Source organism: Sphingomonas sp. P3_C6 (assembly GCF_056402595.1).
Genome location: NZ_JBFUHB010000004.1, coordinates 201,045 through 217,442, shown reverse-complemented (window position 1 = coordinate 217,442; position 16,398 = coordinate 201,045). Strand labels below are relative to the sequence as shown.

Genomic DNA, 16,398 nt, shown 5'->3' with positions numbered 1-16,398 from the left:
CACCCGCGTGCCTAACAACACGGACCGCATTCTCCCCGCCATTGCGCTTCGTCTACTATCGGTCGCGTTCCTCGCGACGATGGCGGCCCTGATCAAGCTTGCGGAGATGCGCGGCGCGCGCCTGTCGGAGATATTGTTCTTCCGGCAGGCGGTCGGGGTACCGCTGGTCGCGACGGTGATCGCGCTCGGCCCCGGACTTGCGACGATCCGGACCGGCCAGTTCCCCGCCCATATCATGCGCGCCGTCGTAGGGCTGACCAGCATGACATGCCTGTTCACCGCGGTGACGTTGCTGCCGCTCGCCGAATCGACCACCTTACAATTCACCGTACCGATCTTTGCGACAATCCTCGGTGCGCTGGTGCTGGGAGAGCCGACCGGCTGGCATCGCTGGCTCGCCGTCGTGACGGGTTTCGTGGGCGTGCTGATCGTCGCCCGGCCTGGCACCGGGCATTTCATGCTGTGGGGCACCGTGGCGGGCCTTACCGCCGGGTTCCTAACCGCCGTCATCTCGATCCAGCTTCGCCGGATCGGGCGTACCGAGAATCCCTTCACCACCGTGTTCTGGTTCGCGACCCTCTCCATGGTGCCACTGAGCATCGCCTATGCGTTCGATCATCAGGCGCATTCGGTGGATGTCTGGCTGCTCCTGATCGGCATCGGCGTCGTCGGCAATCTCGGCCAGATCGCGCTCACCACGGCACTCAAGCTCGGTCCGGTTTCGATCGTCGTGCCGATGGACTATTCGTCGCTGCTCTGGGCGACGCTGTACGGCTGGCTGCTGTTCGGCACCTTGCCGGGTCTCGCGACATGGATCGGCGCACCGATCATCATCGGCAGCGGCCTCTACATCGTCTGGCGTGAGCATATCCGGCGACGGACCGAAACCGAACAGGCGATCGTTTAGCCTCCCGGCTTGCCTACACGACATCCATCCGCATGATGGGCGGGCATATTCGGGAGAAAAAGATGCAGGTCGATCAGGACAGCGCGAGGGTAAGCTTTCCGCCACCCCTCATCTATGTCGGCCTGCTGCTGCTGGGGTTCGCCTGGACCGGCCTGACCGGCAGGCTCGGCCCCGCCGGAACGCTCTCGTTCGTCACCGGTGGCGCCTTTTTCGTCATCGGCGCCGCAGTGATCATCGCAAGCTCGGAACGATTCCGCAGCGCGGGGACCGCCGCACGGCCCTGGCGCGCATCGAGCAGCCTGGTGACGACCGGCATCTACCGCGTCACGCGCAACCCGATGTATCTCGGCATGGCGATCCTTCACGCCGGGCTCGCGTTCCTCTTCAACAGCTTCACCGCTCTTTTGCTACTGCCGGTCGCGATCCTGCTGATCCGCACCCAGGTGATCGCGCGCGAGGAACGGTATCTGCTCGGCAAGTTCGGCGCCGACTATGTCGCCTACAAGAAAAGCGTCCCGCGCTGGTTCTAGGCTTTCGCCGCCCTTGCCTCGTCGAGCAGCCGTTTAGCCCGCAGATACATCTCGATGCGCTGAGCCGCGAACAGGCCGAGTGCAAGAACGACGAGCGTATCGGTCAGCATCGCGACGTTCAGATGGAGCGCGCTGCTCCCCGCACGCGCCGCAGCGCGCAACCCGACGATCACGAACAGGAAGGCGATACCGGCAAGCGAAGCCTTCTGGTTGAGCTGGTGCGTCTCCGGATCGACGGTGATCCGCATCGCCTTGCCCCGCTGCCATCCGAGAGCCGCACCCACCACAAGGGCACCCGCGCACAACCCCCAACCGAGCAAAGTCGGCGGGAACTGCACCAGTATCCAGGCACAGACGAGCAGGTAGATAGTCGGGAAGATCCACAGCCGCTCGATCCTGAGCGGCCGAAGCCGGGTCAGGCGCCGGGCGCGAAAGGCAAAGACCAGGACGAAGATCGCGGTCGGCAGCGCATATTGAATCCAGCCCGCTGGCTGCCCGGCATGAACCTGCATTGGCCTCTATCCCCCGATTGACCCGTGTATCGTCATCTCAGCGGGCGGCGCCGCGCGCGGCCCGGAAGGTCGGGGAGCGGCCATCGCTCCCCTCCCCGCTCATTCGGCCGCCTGGGCCAGTTCCTGATCCTTCCACACCAGCACCGGCTTGCGCGCGGCCAGCGTCTCGTCGAGCCGGCTGCGCGGCGCGAAGTGCGGCGCGGACTTCAGCGCGACATCGCCCGCCTTGGCCCGTTCCGCCACCGAGCGCAGCGCGCCGATGAACTGGTCGAGCGCTGCCTTGCTCTCCGTCTCGGTCGGCTCAACCAGCATCGCGCCGTGCACCACCAGCGGGAAGTACATGGTCATCGGGTGATAGCCCTCGTCGATCAGCCCCTTGGCGACGTCGATCGTCGAGAAGCCCTCGGCCAGGTTCGAATCCGAGAACAGAGCCTCATGCATGCACGGCCCCGACGCCCCGAACGGCGCGTCGAGCGTGCTGTCGAGCGACCGCAGGATATAGTTCGCGTTGAGCACCGCATCCTCGGCGACCTGGCGCAGACCGTCGGCACCATGGCTGAGGATATAGGTCAGTGCCCGGGTGAACATGCCCATCTGGCCCTGGAAGGCGACCATGCGGCCGAAGCTGCCGGCATGATGTTTCTCGGCCGTCTCTTCCTCGACCAGGCGGAAGCCGTCCGCCGTCTGCTCGACGAAGGGCAGCGGCGCATAGGGGGCCAGCGCCTCCGAGAACACCACCGGCCCCGAGCCCGGTCCGCCGCCGCCATGCGGGGTGGAGAAGGTCTTGTGCAGGTTGATGTGCATCGCGTCGATGCCGAGATCACCCGGGCGGACGCGCCCGACGATCGCATTGAAGTTCGCGCCGTCACAATAGACCAGCCCGCCCGCTTCATGCACGGCGTCGGAGATCTTGCGCATGTCGCGCTCGAACAGCCCGCAGGTATTGGGGTTGGTGATCATCACGCCGGCAACGTCGGGCCCGAGCCGCGCGGTCAGCGCCGCCAGGTCGACCCGGCCTTCACTCGTCGCGGGGATATCCTCGACCGAATAGCCGGCAAACGCCGCCGTTGCCGGGTTGGTGCCGTGCGCACTCTCCGGCACCAGGATCACCTTGCGATGCCCCTCGCCGCGCGCTTCCAGTGCGGCGCGGATCGCCAGGATACCGCACAATTCGCCGTGCGCGCCGGCCTTGGGGCTCATCGCGACCGAGTGCATGCCGGTCAGCGTCACCAACCAGTGCGCGAGCTGATGGATCACCTCGAGCGCGCCCTGCACCGTATCGACCGGCGCAAGCGGATGGATGTCGGCGAAACCCGGCAACCGCGCCATCTTCTCGTTGAGGCGCGGATTATGCTTCATCGTGCACGAGCCAAGCGGAAACAGGCCGAGGTCGATCGCATAATTCTGCCGCGACAGGCGCGTATAGTGGCGCACCGCTTCAGGCTCGGACAGGCCCGGAAGCCCGATCGGCTTGGACCGGCCCAGGCTGCCGAGGCGCGAGGCGACCTGGGCCGGCGCAGCTACTTCGACGCCGCTCGTCTCGGTCGAGCCGATCTCGAAGATCAGCGCCTCTTCCAGCATCAGCGCCTTGTTACCGGTGAAGGTCGGGGCGGTTGCGACGCCTGCCTCGGGGCGCTCCGGGCGCCAACCGCTTGCGTTGATCGTCATGCCAGCACCTCCTGGAGCGCGGAGGCAAGTGTCTCCACATCCTCCATGGTCGTGGTTTCGGTCACCGCGACGACCAGTCCGGTCGCGAGGCCCGCTTCGTCGGGGTAGAGTCGCCCGAGCGACACGCCGGCCAGAATCCCGCGTTCGGCGAGCGTGCGGACCACCGGCCGCGCCTCGACCGGCAGCTTCAGCGTGAACTCGTTGAAGAAGCTGCCGTTGACGAGTTCGACACCCGGCACTTGCACCAGCCGCTCAGCCGCAGCCACCGCCCCGGCATGGTTGGTCTCGGCCAGCGCACGCAGCCCTGCCTCGCCCAGCAGGGTCATGTGGATCGAGAAAGCCAGCGCACACAGCCCGGAATTGGTGCAGATGTTCGAGGTCGCCTTTTCGCGGCGGATATGCTGCTCGCGCGTGGAGAGCGTCAGCACGAAGCCGCGACGCCCATCGGCATCGAGCGTCTCGCCGCAGAGCCGGCCCGGCATCTGGCGAAGATATTTCTCCTTGCACCCGAACAGCCCGACATAGGGACCGCCGAACTGGAGGCCGACACCGATCGACTGGCCTTCGCCAACGACGATGTCGGCATCCATCTCGCCCGGCGACTTGATCGCGCCAAGCGCCACCGGCTCGGTAACGACGGCGATCAGCAACGCCTTCTTGGCGTGGCAGGCCGCAGCCAGCTCGGACAAGTCCTCGATACGGCCCAGAATGTCGGGATACTGGACGACGACGCAGGAGGTGTCGTTGTCGATCGCTGCGATCAGGTCGGCAATGTCGGTTTCGGCCGACAATGTCGGCGAGCCCGTTTCGAGCACATCGCCGGTGAACTTCGCCATGGTCTTCGCGACCGAGACGTAATGTGGATGGAGCCCGGTCGACAGGATCGCCTTGGCCCGCTTGGTCACCCGGCGCGCCATGCCGATCGCTTCCCAGCACGCGGTCGAGCCGTCGTACATCGATGCGTTCGCCACATCGGTGCCGAGCAGCCGCGCCACCTGGGTCTGGAACTCGAACAGCATCTGCAGCGTGCCCTGAGCGATCTCGGGCTGGTACGGCGTATAAGCCGTCAGATACTCGCCGCGCTGGATCAGGTGATCCACGCTCGCCGGCACATGATGCTTATAGGCGCCGCAGCCAAGGAAAAAGGGCGCGTCGCCCGCCGCCAGGTTCTTGCGCGCCAGCGCCGCCATATGGCGCTCGACGGCCAGTTCGCTCGCATGGCCGGGCAACCCGTGGATTGGGCCGTCGAGCTGGGCGACCGCGGGAACATCGACGAACAGATCGTCGATTGAGTTGGCGCCGATCACGGCGAGCATCGCCTGACGATCGTTGTTGGTAAGAGGCAGGTAACGCATTCACGCAATCTCCCCCCTCCCGCCTGCGGGAGGGGTCGGGGGTGGGCGCCCGGCTAATTCCGGGCGGTTCGCCGGAGGTGAGCGCGAGCCCACCCCAGTTTTGATTCCCGTCGGGCCGAAATGCCTCCCAGGCATTTCTCAATCATGCCGGGGGCATGATTGACCCGATGGCAATCCAAACTCCTCCCGCAAGCGGGAGGGGAGTAAGTCACATCAAAGCTTCGCGACAAACGCCGCGTAGGCAGCCTCGTCCATCAGGCCCTTCAGTTCTTCCAGATCGCTGAGGGTCAGCTTGAAGAACCAGCCCTCGGCCTCGGGATCTTCGTTGACGAGGCCCGGATTGTCGCCGAGCGCCGGGTTACCTTCGATCACGGTGCCCGAGACCGGCGAATAGACGTCGGACGCTGCCTTGACCGATTCGACCACGGCGGCATCGTCGCCCTTTGCAAGTTCCTTGCCCTCTGCAGGCACATCGACGAACACGATGTCGCCGAGTTGGCTCTGCGCATATTCGCTGATGCCGACCGTCCCGACGTCGCCGTCGACATCGACCCATTCATGATCTTCGGTGAAATAACGGCTCATGGCTCACTTGCCTCCTGTACGGACGTAGCGGTGGGGAATTAACGGCATTGCGGCGACGGTCGCCTGATGAACCTTGCCGCGCTGCGAAAGCTGGATGACGGTGCCGATGGCTGACATCGCGACCGGCACATAAGCCATGGCGATCGGCGCACCGAAGCTCGGGGCAAAGCCACCACTGGTGACCCTGCCGACATCCGAGCCGTCGGCATCGACCACCGCCGCACCCTCGCGCACCGGCTGGCGGCCTTCGACGACAAGCCCGACGCGCTTTACGACCGGGCCCTGCTCTCGCTCGAGCAGGATGCGTTCGGCACCCATGAAATTGCCTTCTTCGCGGCGACGCTTGGACAAGGCGAAACCGAGGTCGGCCATCACCGGCGTCGTCTCGGGATCGAGATCATGGCCGTAGAGCGGCAGACCCGCCTCGAGCCGCAGCGAATCGCGCGCGCCCAGTCCGATCGGCCTGACCTCTGCTTCGCCCGTCAGCGCCTCGGCAAGCGCCTCGGCGATCTCGCCCGGCACCGAGATTTCGAACCCGTCCTCACCGGTATAACCCGACCGGCTGATCCACAGAGGCGTACCGTTCCATTCGAACCCGCCGGCGGTCATGAACACCAGGGCCTCGACGCCCGGCACCAGCCGCGACAGCACGTCGACCGCCTTGGGGCCCTGGAGCGCGAGCAATGCCTGCTCGTCCATGATGTTGATCGTGATGTCGTCGGGCAGATGATCGAGAAAGTAAGAGATATCGTCATATTTGGTCGCGCCGTTCACGACCATGTAGATGCCGTCCTCACGGCGCGTGACCATCAGATCGTCGAGGATGCCGCCATTCTCCGCCAGCAGCAGCGAATAGCGCATCTTCGCGGTGCCGAGCCCCTTGATGTCGCCCGGCAGCAGCGCCTCGAGCGCGGCGTCGGCGCCTTCGCCGGTGAAGAGCAGCTGGCCCATATGGCTGACATCGAACAAGCCGGCGGACTCGCGGGTCCACAGATGCTCGGCCATGATGCCTTCATATTGTACCGGCATGTGATAGCCGGCGAACTCGACCATCCGGCCGCCACGCGCACGGTGCCACGCATCGAGCGGCAGGGTCTGGATTTCGATTTCGGGGCCTTCGGTGTCGCTCAATGCCGGTCTCCGTCGCAAGGTGTCACGGCGTTACGCAGCGCAGGATACGCCGAGTTTCGCCGCCCCCTCTGTCACGGGAACCTGAGAGCTTTGACCGCCCGCTGATGCAGGCCGGCTTACCCCTTCGGTGGGCCGCGCGAACGTCGCTCCAGCCGCTTTCCAGAGTGTCGATAGCCCGCGCGGTCCGGTGTGCCTGAGAGATTCCGGGGCGGTTGCTCCTTCGGCGCCCTGGATCGGGGATTCAATGCCAAGCTGTTGCTTTGACAAAGGTCCCGCGTCCGGGGTCTCTCCCGCGCGTGCCCATGAAGGTTGCCCCTCATCGACATTTCCGGTGTGGCGCGGCGCGGCAGGCGAGTCAATCGGGCTTGGCTGCTTTTACCTCACCCCATCAATTTGAGGGCACGGTCCCGCCAGCCGACATAGAGCGACTCCATGCCGGCAAGCTCGGCAAGCGCCGCGGGATCGCTTCGATGGTCGCCCGCGATCAGCAGGCCGAACACGCGCCGGACGGTCCAGTCGGGCAAGGGGCGCGCGACCATCGACAGGGTCTCGCCGGGTTCGGCCGTGCCTTCCTCGATCACGCGGTAATACCAGCCGCTGCGCCGTTCCTTGACCATCAGCGCCGGAAGCGCCGGCCAGTGCAGCCGCTCGCCCTGCTTCCAGCAGGGCTGCCGACCCTGACTTATCTCGACCAGTGCGCTGCCGAGGCGAAAACGATCACCGATACAGACCTGGCCCTCCATCAGCCCCAGGGTGGCGACATTCTCGCCGAACGCCCCCGGCCCGGCGAGCACCGGGTCGCTCGGCCTTTCCTCGCCCCACCGTGCATAATGGTCGTTCGGATAGTGATGCAGCGCCTTGTCCGGTCCGCCATGCACGGTCAGGTCGACCTGCTCGTCGCCCTCCAGCCCGAGGAATCCGATCTTTACCGGCCCCGAAACGGGAGACTTGGCAATGGCGCTGTTTTCACCACGCCCGAGATACCGTGCCCTGCCCGCAAGCAGGGCGAAGGCCCGAACGCCGGTCACCGCGTCGCGTTATACTTCAGCTGATCGTCGGTCAGCTGGAAACCGACAAGCGCTTCGAAGGTCGCACGCATCACCGCCTGGCGAATCTCGGGGCGGCTCAACGGGTCGACGGCAGCGTCGGTGCCGCCCGCCTTGCGCTTCTCGGTCAGCTTCTTGCGGACATCGTCGGACAGCGTGGCGGCGGCGCGGGCAATGGTGGTGGTCGCCTGACCGCTCGTGGTGGCGCGATCCTGCCCTGCGTTGAAATGCACCGAGACATGGCCGACGCGCTTGGCGATCACGGCGGTGCCGCCACGCACGACGGTGATGAAATAAGGCAGGTTCACGTCCCGCGCCGAATCGGTGCGGGTACGGCGCGCCTGGATGTCGAAGGTGACGGTGGTGATGATGTCGTCGGTCGCATCGGCACAGGTGGATCTGACATTGGTCATCACCGCGGCGACGTCGATCGCCGTCGCGGCGGTGCTCGCGGGAGGATCGAACAGCGTGATGTCGCCGGTCGCGGCAGGAACGCCGACATTGGGGCAAGCGGAACGGATAGCCGTGATGCCGCCCGTCTCGTCGATGTCGCCGGTGGTGGAGCAGCCGCCTGCCAGCAGCATCAATATGGCGGGAACGGCAAATTTCCGGGCTGTCACGGGCACACGCACCTTATCACATAGGAAGGGGCCTCGCGCTCGCGCGCACCGGCCCCGGAACGGCGGGCACCATAGGAACCGGCTTTCGCGCACGCAAGCAATCGCGTAGAGCGCTCCCCAATGACCGATCCCAAGAAGCCGCCGCTCGAACTGCTCATTGCCGCTCCCCGCGGCTTCTGTGCGGGTGTCGACCGTGCGATCCAGATCGTCGAGCTGGCGATCGAGAAATATGGCGCCCCGGTCTATGTCCGGCACGAGATCGTCCACAACAAATATGTCGTGGACGCCCTGCGTGAAAAGGGCGCGATCTTCGTCGAGGAACTGGAAGAGGTGCCGGACGGCGTGCCGGTGGTATTTTCCGCCCATGGCGTGCCCAAGGCGGTGCCGGCCAAGGCAGCGCAGCGCGGCCTTTCCTATCTCGATGCGACCTGCCCGCTCGTCTCCAAGGTCCATCGCCAGGCCGAACGCCTGGTAGCGGCCGGCCGCCACATCGTCTTTATCGGCCATGAAGGGCATCCCGAAGTGATCGGCACCTTCGGCCAGGTTCCGGAAGGATCCATGTCGCTGGTCGAGACCGTCGCCGACGTGGAGGCCATGCAGCCGGTCGATCCGGACAATCTGGCCTTCCTGACCCAGACGACCCTGTCTGTCGATGATACCGCCGCCATCGTGGAGGCGCTTCAGCAACGCTTCCCGGCGATCCAGGCGCCGCGCGGCGAGGATATCTGCTACGCAACCTCCAACCGTCAGGCCGCCGTCAAGAAGATCGCCAACGCCTGCGATGCGATGCTGGTGATCGGCGCGCCCAACTCCTCGAACTCGGTCCGGCTGGTCGAAGTCGCCGAGCGCGAGGGCACCCGCGCCCAGCTGGTGCAGCGCGCGAGCGACCTGAATTTCGATTTTCTGGACGGGGTTCGGACGCTCGGCATCACCGCTGGTGCCTCCGCGCCCGAGATATTGGTGCGCGAACTCGTCACGCGACTGTCCGAGCGTTTCGAGGTCAGCGAATATGAGGTCGAGACGACCCGCGAGACCATCTCCTTCAAGCTGCCCCGCGGCCTCGAAGTCGCGGCCTGACCTCATGGCCGTCTATACTCAGGTTTCGGCGGAGGCGCTGAGCGCCTTCCTCGCGCGCTTCGACCATGGCGAGCTCGTATCGGCCAAGGGCATCGCCGAGGGCGTCGAGAACAGCAATTACCTCGTCGATACGACGAAGGGCCGCTTCATCCTGACGCTCTACGAGAAGCGCGTCGATCTCGACGATCTTCCCTTCTTCTTCGCCATGATCGATCATCTCGGCAAGCATGAGCTGCCGGTTCCCCGCGCTCTGCCGGACCGCGACGGCACCGTGATCCATGAGATCGAGGGCCGCCCCGCCTGCCTGATCGAGTTCCTGACGGGCGTTTCGTTATCGCATCCCACCAGAACGCAGGCCTTCGCGACCGGCTCGGCGATGGGACGGATGCACGAGGCGCTGGCCGATTTCACGCTTACCCGCCCGAATTCGATGGGCGTCGATACGTGGCGACCGTTGTTCGAACGCTGTGGCCGCGATCTCGATGGCATTGCGCAAGGCCTCTACGACGATGTCGGCTTCGCGCTCGACTCCGTTCTCGCAAATTGGCCGGCCCATCTTCCGATCGGGGCGATCCATGCCGATCTCTTCCCCGACAATGTCTTGATGCGCGGCGATGTCGTGACCGGGCTGATCGATTTCTACTTCGCCTGCACCGATATTCGCGCCTACGACCTTGCCGTCATGCATACGGCCTGGTCCTTCGACGCGACGGGAGGCAAAGCCGATTGGGCGGTCGGACGGGCGCTGATCGACGGCTACACCCAGTCGATCGAGCTTCGGCCGGACGAACGCGCCGAATTGTCGACTCTGGCCAGGGGCGCCTGTATCCGTTTCCTGCTCTCCCGTGCCTGGGACTGGCTGAATACGCCGGCCGATGCACTGGTCACGCGCAAGGACCCGCTCGCCTATCTCCGCCGCCTGAGGGCCTATGAGGCGCAGGGTGAGACGCTGTTCGCATGACTGAATCGTCCTCCGAGCTCACAAAGGTCGAGATCGCCACCGACGGGGCCTGCAAAGGCAATCCGGGGCCCGGCGGCTGGGGCGCGATCATCCGTGCCGGCACGCGCGAGCGGGAGCTTTCCGGCGGCGAGAAGCTCACCACAAACAACCGGATGGAACTCACCGCGGCGATCGAGGGGCTCAACGCGCTCAAGCGGCCCTGCCATGTCGTCCTGTCGACCGACAGCCGTTACGTGATGGACGGCCTGACCAAATGGATCAAAGGCTGGCAGAAAAATGGCTGGAAGACAGCCGCGAAGCAGCCGGTCAAGAATGCCGACCTTTGGCAGGCGCTGCTCGCCGCCGCCAAGCCTCACCGCATCGAATGGTTATGGGTCAAGGGCCATGCCGGCCATCCCGACAATGAGCGGGCCGACAAGCTGGCCAGCGACGCGGCTGTCGCCGCTGGCCGAGCCTAGAGCGGATCGTCAATCCTCGACGGGTGCCTCGGGGCCATTCTTCTTGATCGAATCGATCGCGTTCTGCGCGCTGGCCTTGCTCGAATAGCCTTCGGTCCAGAACATGATTTCGCTGTTGTACTTGAACTTGGCGACGTACTCGCCCGCCTTGTTCTGCTCGATCACGAACTTATGTGCCATATCGTTCCTCCACCTTGGGCTGATGCAGGTTAGCTTTGGGCGAACCGTTACGCCAGCGTTCGGAATCGGCCGGGCGCATATGGCGCCGGATCGATCGCAGCGGCGATCGGATCGGGTTCCCGGCCCAGCAGCAGCCCGGCGGCAAGCGCGGCCCCGGCAGGCGCGGTCTGGATGCCGAAACCGCCCTGCCCCGCGCACCAGAAGAATCCCGGCACCTGCGGGTCGAACCCGTAGATCGGCAGCCTGTCCGGCGCGAAGCTCCTGAGCCCTGCCCAGCGCCGCTCGACCGCATCGACCTTCCAGTCGACGACATGCTGGAACCGGTCGATGGCAATGGCGATGTCGATCTCTTCCGGCTGGACGTCACACGGATCGACCGGTGTCTCGTCATGCGGACTGAGCCATAGTCGCCCGCCCGTCTCCGGCTTGAAATAGAAGTTGCCGGATATGTCGGAAACGAGCGGCAGCCCCTGCGGCACCGCAGGGTCCGTGCGCAACTGGGTCATGGTGCGGCGATAGGGTTGAATACCGGCCGGCGCGGCGCCGGCGAGCCGCGCCACGGGATCTGCCCAGGCGCCGGCCGCATCGACAAGCACGGTCGCGGCGAAATCACCGGCGACGGTTGCGATCCGCCATTGTCCGCCTTGCCGCGCCGCGGCTCGCAGCGGCGCGTTGACGATCATCTCGGCACCGGCGCGGCGTGCCCGCGCGATACTATCGGCATGGAGTGCGGCGACGTCGATATAGGCGCTGCTCGCTTCCATCACGCCAAGGGTCCATTCGTCGCGCAAGCCCGGCACGATCGCCGCCGGATCGACCCGCTCTAACGCGACCTGAGTGCCATCGAACTCGGCGAGGAATGCATCGATCAGCGCCGAATCCGAAGCGCGGCCGATATGGAGCGAACCCAGCGGCGCCAGAAAGCCGCCAGCCTGAAGAACCGGACCGGATGCGCTGGTCAGCGGCTGAACCCCCGGGCCGCCATAGCTTTCCGACCAGAAGGCGGCCGACCGGCCGGTGGCGTGATAACCTGGCGCGCTTTCTCCCTCGATCAGCAACACCGATGCATGGGGAGCGACCGCGGCGGCCAGACTGGCGCCTGCGATCCCGGCCCCGACAATCGCCACATCGTATCGCTTCATGATCGTGCCCGCTGCCTCAGCGTTGCGCGCGCGCGGCGAGGAAGATGTCGATCTCGCCGATCGCGCGGTTGCGCACGCTGTCTACCTCGCGCAGCACCTCATGCGCCGATTCCTGCCCGAAACGCACCACCCGCACATCGGGCATCTTCGCCGCGACCTGAAGCGCCGCCTTGGCACTGACCAGCTTGTCCGCCTCCGCCACGATCATCAGCACGGGCACCGTCATCGTCTTGAGACGCGGATCGTCGCGCAGTCGGCGGGTCGATTCGAACGCCTTGATCACCCATTTCCAGCTCGGTGGGCCGAGTAGCAGTTCCGGCTTGCTCGATTGCCAGTAGATCTCATCCTCATAGCGGGCGGGATCGTGAGTTAGCAGCGCCTGGCGCGTCGCGGTCGTCGCCGGGCGTTCGTTGACCTTCCAGGCAGGCCGCGCGGAATTGCCGACCCCACCGAGGAATTTGGCCAGCCGCTCCCCCACTCCCGCGCCGAGCGGGCTGTGCAGGCCCAGCATGGGGGCAATCAGCACCGCTGCGGCCGGTCGGGCCACACCCTCGGTCAGCGCACGCAGGACGAGGTGACCGCCCATCGAATGGCCCATCGCCACCTGGGGCTCTGCGGCCTCGACCGACCATGTCGACCAGAACGCTGCGAAATCGTCGATATAGGTGTCGAAGGTCTCGACATGCCCGACATGCTGGTCGGGCGATAACCGCCCCGACCCGCCCTGCCCGCGCCAGTCGACCGCGGTGATCGACCAGCCCTGACCATGCCAGTGCGCGAATGCTTCCAGATATTTCTCGAAAATGTCGCCCCGGCCGCCCTGGAACAGGATGCTGCCGCGCGGCGATCCTTCAGCGGGCCAGTCGAAACGGCGCAGCTTCCAGCCATCGGGCGCGGTCCAGAGCGAAATCCGAGCGGTGGCCGGAATCGCGCGACGATAGAGCTGCGGGGAAACCATGGGATGCTGGTTACTTTTTAGAAAGCCATGTCGTCTAGGTAAATTGCCCATGAGTGGGGGATTACCGAACGCTTTACTACTTGGCGCGCTGGCGCTGCTCCTTGTCTCGGCGGGGATCCAGGATGCGCGCACCCGCGAGATCGCCGACTGGAAGAACATCGCCATCGCTGCAATCGCCCCCTTGTGGTGGTTGACGAACGGCTGGGCCGTCTGGCCCGACATCGCGATCCTGGTCGGCGTTGCCGCGATCGTCTTCGCCCTGTTCGTCGGCGCGTTCTACATGAACTGGATGGGCGGCGGCGACGTCAAGATGATCGGCGCGCTCGCCCTGTGGCTCCCTTATAATGCGCTTGTCTGGATGCTGGTCGTGATGTCGCTGATCGGCGGCGCACTGACATTGCTGCTCCTGATCGAGAGCAAGTTGCTCAAAAAAAGCGAACAACCGGAGATTCCGTACGGCGTGGCGATCGCGATTGCCGCCCTTCTGACTCTTCGCGAACCGATTCTTAACCACTTCCTGTGAATGCTTAACGCGGGTTCAATCCTCCCGCGCCCGAAAGGCCTGAAACGTCATGGATAGTCGCAAGATCATTCTTCTGGTTGGTGCCCTGATCGTGGCAGCGATCACGGCGTTCATGGCGCGAAGCCTGCTCGTCGGCGGATCAGCGCCCCAGGCCGGCGCCGTCACCGCGGTCGCGCCGCCAGTCGATGGCCCGGAAGTGCTGGTCGCCACGCGCGCACTGCCGGTGGGCACGATCCTCGATGCCACCGCGCTGAAGTTCCAGCCCTGGCCCAAGGAGCTGGTCGACAACGCCTATTTCATCAAGGCCAGCACCGACCTGAAATCGCTTCAGGGCACTGTCGTCCGCAACGCGATCACCGCCGGCCAGCCTGTCACGCAGGGCGCCCTGGTAAAGCCGGGCGACCGCGGCTTCCTGGCGGCGGCACTCGGCCCGGGCATGCGCGCCGTCACCTTTCCCGTGTCGGTGCAGACCGGCGTCGCCGGCTTCGTCTTCCCGGGCGACCGGATCGACCTGGTCCTGACCCAGACGGTGACCGGTGGCGGCGATGGCCCGCCACTGAAGGTCGCCGAGACGGTCATGCGCAACCTGCGCGTGCTGGCAACCGACCAGCGTACCGACAATCAGGTGGGTGAAGACGGCAAGACCGTCGTCCACACCTTCTCCAACGTGACGATCGAGGCAACGCCGAAGATCGCCGAAAAGATCGCGGTCGCCCAGACGCTCGGCGCGCTTTCGCTGTCGCTGCGCTCGATCGCCGACAATAGCAGCGAACTCGAGGAAGCGATCGCCAATGGCGAGATCAAGGTGCCGGAAGGCAGCGATCCCAAGGCCGAAAAGGCGATGATGCTGCAGGTGGCGAACCAGCCTCAGGCGGGCAGCTCGACGCTCGCCACGGGCGCCGACGTATCGCGCTTCCAGCGCAGCACCGTGCCCGGCAAGGCGGCGGAATCAGTCGCGCCCAACCCGAACGGTGCGCCGGGTGGGTTTGTCGGCGTGGCCGTCCCCGCCGGTCCGGTGGTGCGCGTCGCACGAGGGAATTCTGTGACCGATGTTCCGGTCGGGGGGAAGAAGTAGGATGCGCATCAAGACATTCTTGCACCGCTCGGTCGCGGTTACGGCGGTGGCGGCCCTGGTCGCCACCATGCCAGCGACCGCAGCCGCCGGTGCAGCCCGTGCCAGGTCGAAACCCGCGGCCGCCAAGCCGCGCCCGGCCCGGGTCGGCAAGCCTCCGGTCGGGTCGCAGCGCCCGTCCCGCGAGATATTGCTGTCGATCGGCGAAGGTGAGTTGATCACGCTGCCGGCCGATGTCGCCGATGTTTGGGTGTCGAACCCCAACTCGGCCGATGTCTACATCAGCAACCCGCGCCAGATTCATCTCTTCGGCAAGGAGTTCGGCGAAGCGACCATGTTCGCCACAAACGCTGCCGGCGGTGTGATCTATTCGGCGAACATCCGGGTCAGCCAGAACATCACATCGATCGATCGCATGCTGAAGCTGGCGATGCCGGATGCCGACATCCATGTCGCGACGACCGGCCAGATCGCAGTGCTGACCGGCACCGTGGCTTCGCCCGACGACAGCGCTCAGGCCGAACGGCTGGTGGCATCGCTGCTCAACCCGGGCGTAGATGTCTCGGCAGGCGGCGCGGCCCTGAAGATCGGCGTGTTCAATCGCCTTCGCACTGCGACGCCATTGCAGGTAAACCTGCAGGTGCGCTTTGCAGAAGTCAGCCGGAGTTTCATCAAGAATGTCGGGGTCAATCTCAAGTCCCTCGACAGGACCGGCGGCTTCCTGTTCGGCATAGGCTCCGGCCGGGATGCCGGCACGATCACCCCCGGGGTGCCGCCCACGGCGACGACGCCGGGCACCGGCACGTCCTTCACCTTCCAGAACGGTCCACAGTTCAGCACGCTCGGCCTTGCCGGCAAGCTGTTCGGCATGGATCTGCTGAGCGCGATCGATCTCGGCGAGACGATCGGCCAGGTGTCGACGCTTGCCAACCCGAACCTGACGGCGCTGTCCGGCGAAACCGGAACCTTCCTCGCGGGTGGCGAGGTGCCGATCCCGATTTCGGGCGGCCTCGGCACTGTGTCGGTCGAGTATAAGCAATATGGCGTCAGCCTGGCCTATACGCCCACGGTCCTGGCGGATGGTCGCATCTCGCTTCGGGTTCGCCCGGAAGTATCGCAGCTCGACTATTCCAATTCGGTGACGATCGGCAGCACCCGGGTGCCCGGCCTGACCACGCGCCGCGCCGAAACGACCGTCGAACTCGGCTCGGGCCAGAGCTTCATGATCGGCGGCCTGTTGCAGAACAATCACAACAACTCGTTCGAGAAGATCCCCGGCGCCGGCGACGTGCCGATCCTCGGCGCGCTGTTCCGCTCCAACGCCTTCCAGCGCAACGAAACCGAACTCGTGATCGTCATCACCCCTTATCTGGTGAAGCCGGTCAACGCGAACGACATCGCGCTGCCGACCGATGGCTACAAGGCGCCGACCGATCTCGATCGTATCCTGCTCGGCCAGATTGGCGGCGGCACCAATGGCGGCGACCGTCCCAAGCCGAGCATGGCCGCACCGGTCGGCGGCGAGCCCGCGTTCGGCGCGGCAGCCCCCGTCCCCGTCCTCCCCGTGCCCACGCAGCAATCGCGCCGCGAAGACGTGGCCACGAAGAGCGAACCAAAGACCAAGCCGAAAAAGGGCGCGAACGTCGCACCCGGCTTCGACATCAACTGACCGC

18 protein-coding genes and 1 riboswitch are annotated in these 16,398 nt (G+C 65.5%); of the genes, 8 read left to right on the top strand and 10 right to left on the bottom strand.

Translation table 11 applies throughout. The annotated features are described in order from the left end of the window. Positions 1-7: 7 nt before the first annotated feature. Together AC1DT7_RS07385 and AC1DT7_RS07380 are read left to right on the top strand one after the other, a co-directional pair. Positions 8-907, top strand: coding sequence for a DMT family transporter (locus AC1DT7_RS07385; protein ID WP_478035279.1), 900 nt, complete (start codon positions 8-10; stop codon positions 905-907). A gap of 62 nt (positions 908-969) precedes the next feature. Further along, positions 970-1,437, top strand: a complete 468-nt coding sequence (locus tag AC1DT7_RS07380) for a methyltransferase family protein (protein WP_478035278.1) — start codon at positions 970-972, stop codon at positions 1,435-1,437. Here the strand turns inward: AC1DT7_RS07380 and AC1DT7_RS07375 are convergent. The 7 genes from AC1DT7_RS07375 to AC1DT7_RS07345 all read right to left on the bottom strand — a co-directional run bounded on the left by AC1DT7_RS07375 (position 1,434) and on the right by AC1DT7_RS07345 (position 8,318). Further along, entirely contained in the window at positions 1,434-1,949 is a 516-nt protein-coding gene (locus tag AC1DT7_RS07375; RefSeq protein WP_478035277.1) for a CcdC protein domain-containing protein, read from the bottom strand. The two genes, AC1DT7_RS07380 and AC1DT7_RS07375, sit on opposite strands and share 4 nt — an antisense overlap. A 99-nt stretch (positions 1,950-2,048) precedes the next feature. Continuing rightward, complete coding sequence (gene gcvPB / locus AC1DT7_RS07370; protein WP_478035275.1) at positions 2,049-3,617, bottom strand: aminomethyl-transferring glycine dehydrogenase subunit GcvPB; 1,569 nt, start codon at positions 3,615-3,617, stop codon at positions 2,049-2,051. Next, a complete protein-coding gene (gcvPA, locus tag AC1DT7_RS07365) occupies positions 3,614-4,972 on the bottom strand; it encodes an aminomethyl-transferring glycine dehydrogenase subunit GcvPA (protein ID WP_478035273.1) in 1,359 nt (452 codons plus the stop codon). Before gcvPA ends, gcvPB begins: the two co-directional genes overlap by 4 nt. A gap of 213 nt (positions 4,973-5,185) precedes the next feature. Next, entirely contained in the window at positions 5,186-5,557 is a 372-nt protein-coding gene (gcvH, locus tag AC1DT7_RS07360) for a glycine cleavage system protein GcvH (protein WP_478035272.1), read from the bottom strand. 3 nt (positions 5,558-5,560) lie between these two features. Next, positions 5,561-6,688, bottom strand: a complete 1,128-nt coding sequence (gene gcvT / locus AC1DT7_RS07355) for a glycine cleavage system aminomethyltransferase GcvT (protein WP_478035270.1) — start codon at positions 6,686-6,688, stop codon at positions 5,561-5,563. Between the two features lie 170 nt (positions 6,689-6,858). Continuing rightward, positions 6,859-6,991, bottom strand: a riboswitch (glycine riboswitch). A 77-nt stretch (positions 6,992-7,068) separates the two neighbouring features. After that, entirely contained in the window at positions 7,069-7,716 is a 648-nt protein-coding gene (locus AC1DT7_RS07350; RefSeq protein ID WP_478035269.1) for an MOSC domain-containing protein, read from the bottom strand. Then, positions 7,713-8,318, bottom strand: coding sequence for a hypothetical protein (locus tag AC1DT7_RS07345; RefSeq protein ID WP_478035360.1), 606 nt, complete (start codon positions 8,316-8,318; stop codon positions 7,713-7,715). The genes AC1DT7_RS07350 and AC1DT7_RS07345 overlap by 4 nt, the downstream gene beginning before the upstream one ends. 156 nt (positions 8,319-8,474) lie before the next feature. On the opposite strand from AC1DT7_RS07345, the gene ispH reads away from it, so the two are divergent. Genes ispH through rnhA form a run of 3 tightly spaced genes read left to right on the top strand, consistent with a single transcriptional unit; the run spans position 8,475 to position 10,850 of the window. Further along, positions 8,475-9,431, top strand: a complete 957-nt coding sequence (gene ispH / locus AC1DT7_RS07340; RefSeq protein ID WP_478035267.1) for a 4-hydroxy-3-methylbut-2-enyl diphosphate reductase — start codon at positions 8,475-8,477, stop codon at positions 9,429-9,431. A 4-nt stretch (positions 9,432-9,435) separates the two neighbouring features. Beyond that, entirely contained in the window at positions 9,436-10,392 is a 957-nt protein-coding gene (gene thrB, locus AC1DT7_RS07335) for a homoserine kinase (RefSeq protein ID WP_478035265.1), read from the top strand. Continuing rightward, positions 10,389-10,850 carry a ribonuclease HI gene (gene rnhA, locus AC1DT7_RS07330; protein ID WP_478035264.1) on the top strand — a complete coding sequence of 154 codons (462 nt, stop codon included), beginning with the start codon at positions 10,389-10,391 and terminating at the stop codon, positions 10,848-10,850. Before thrB ends, rnhA begins: the two co-directional genes overlap by 4 nt. Before the next feature lie 9 nt (positions 10,851-10,859). Here the strand turns inward: rnhA and AC1DT7_RS07325 are convergent, their stop codons facing one another. From AC1DT7_RS07325 to AC1DT7_RS07315, 3 genes are read right to left on the bottom strand one after another with little or no spacing between them, the layout of a single operon-like run. Continuing rightward, positions 10,860-11,030 (bottom strand): YegP family protein, encoded by a 171-nt coding sequence (locus tag AC1DT7_RS07325; RefSeq protein ID WP_478035262.1) that lies wholly within the window; start codon positions 11,028-11,030, stop codon positions 10,860-10,862. Between the two features lie 47 nt (positions 11,031-11,077). Beyond that, the gene (locus AC1DT7_RS07320; protein WP_478035261.1) at positions 11,078-12,172 is read right to left on the bottom strand and encodes an NAD(P)/FAD-dependent oxidoreductase; all 1,095 of its coding nucleotides are present in this window, start codon (positions 12,170-12,172) and stop codon (positions 11,078-11,080) included. Positions 12,173-12,188: 16 nt separating this feature from the next. Beyond that, positions 12,189-13,130 (bottom strand): alpha/beta fold hydrolase, encoded by a 942-nt coding sequence (locus AC1DT7_RS07315; protein WP_478035260.1) that lies wholly within the window; start codon positions 13,128-13,130, stop codon positions 12,189-12,191. Positions 13,131-13,179: 49 nt separating this feature from the next. Here AC1DT7_RS07315 and AC1DT7_RS07310 point away from each other — a divergent pair, with 49 nt between their 5' ends. The 3 genes from AC1DT7_RS07310 to AC1DT7_RS07300 are packed head-to-tail and all read left to right on the top strand — an operon-like array spanning position 13,180 to position 16,394. Beyond that, the gene (locus AC1DT7_RS07310; protein ID WP_478035258.1) at positions 13,180-13,653 is read left to right on the top strand and encodes an A24 family peptidase; all 474 of its coding nucleotides are present in this window, start codon (positions 13,180-13,182) and stop codon (positions 13,651-13,653) included. 49 nt (positions 13,654-13,702) lie between these two features. Further along, a complete protein-coding gene (gene cpaB / locus AC1DT7_RS07305; protein ID WP_478035257.1) occupies positions 13,703-14,728 on the top strand; it encodes a Flp pilus assembly protein CpaB in 1,026 nt (341 codons plus the stop codon). A 1-nt stretch (position 14,729) separates the two neighbouring features. Beyond that, complete coding sequence (locus tag AC1DT7_RS07300) at positions 14,730-16,394, top strand: type II and III secretion system protein family protein (RefSeq protein WP_478035256.1); 1,665 nt, start codon at positions 14,730-14,732, stop codon at positions 16,392-16,394. The last annotated feature ends 4 nt before the right edge of the window (positions 16,395-16,398 follow it).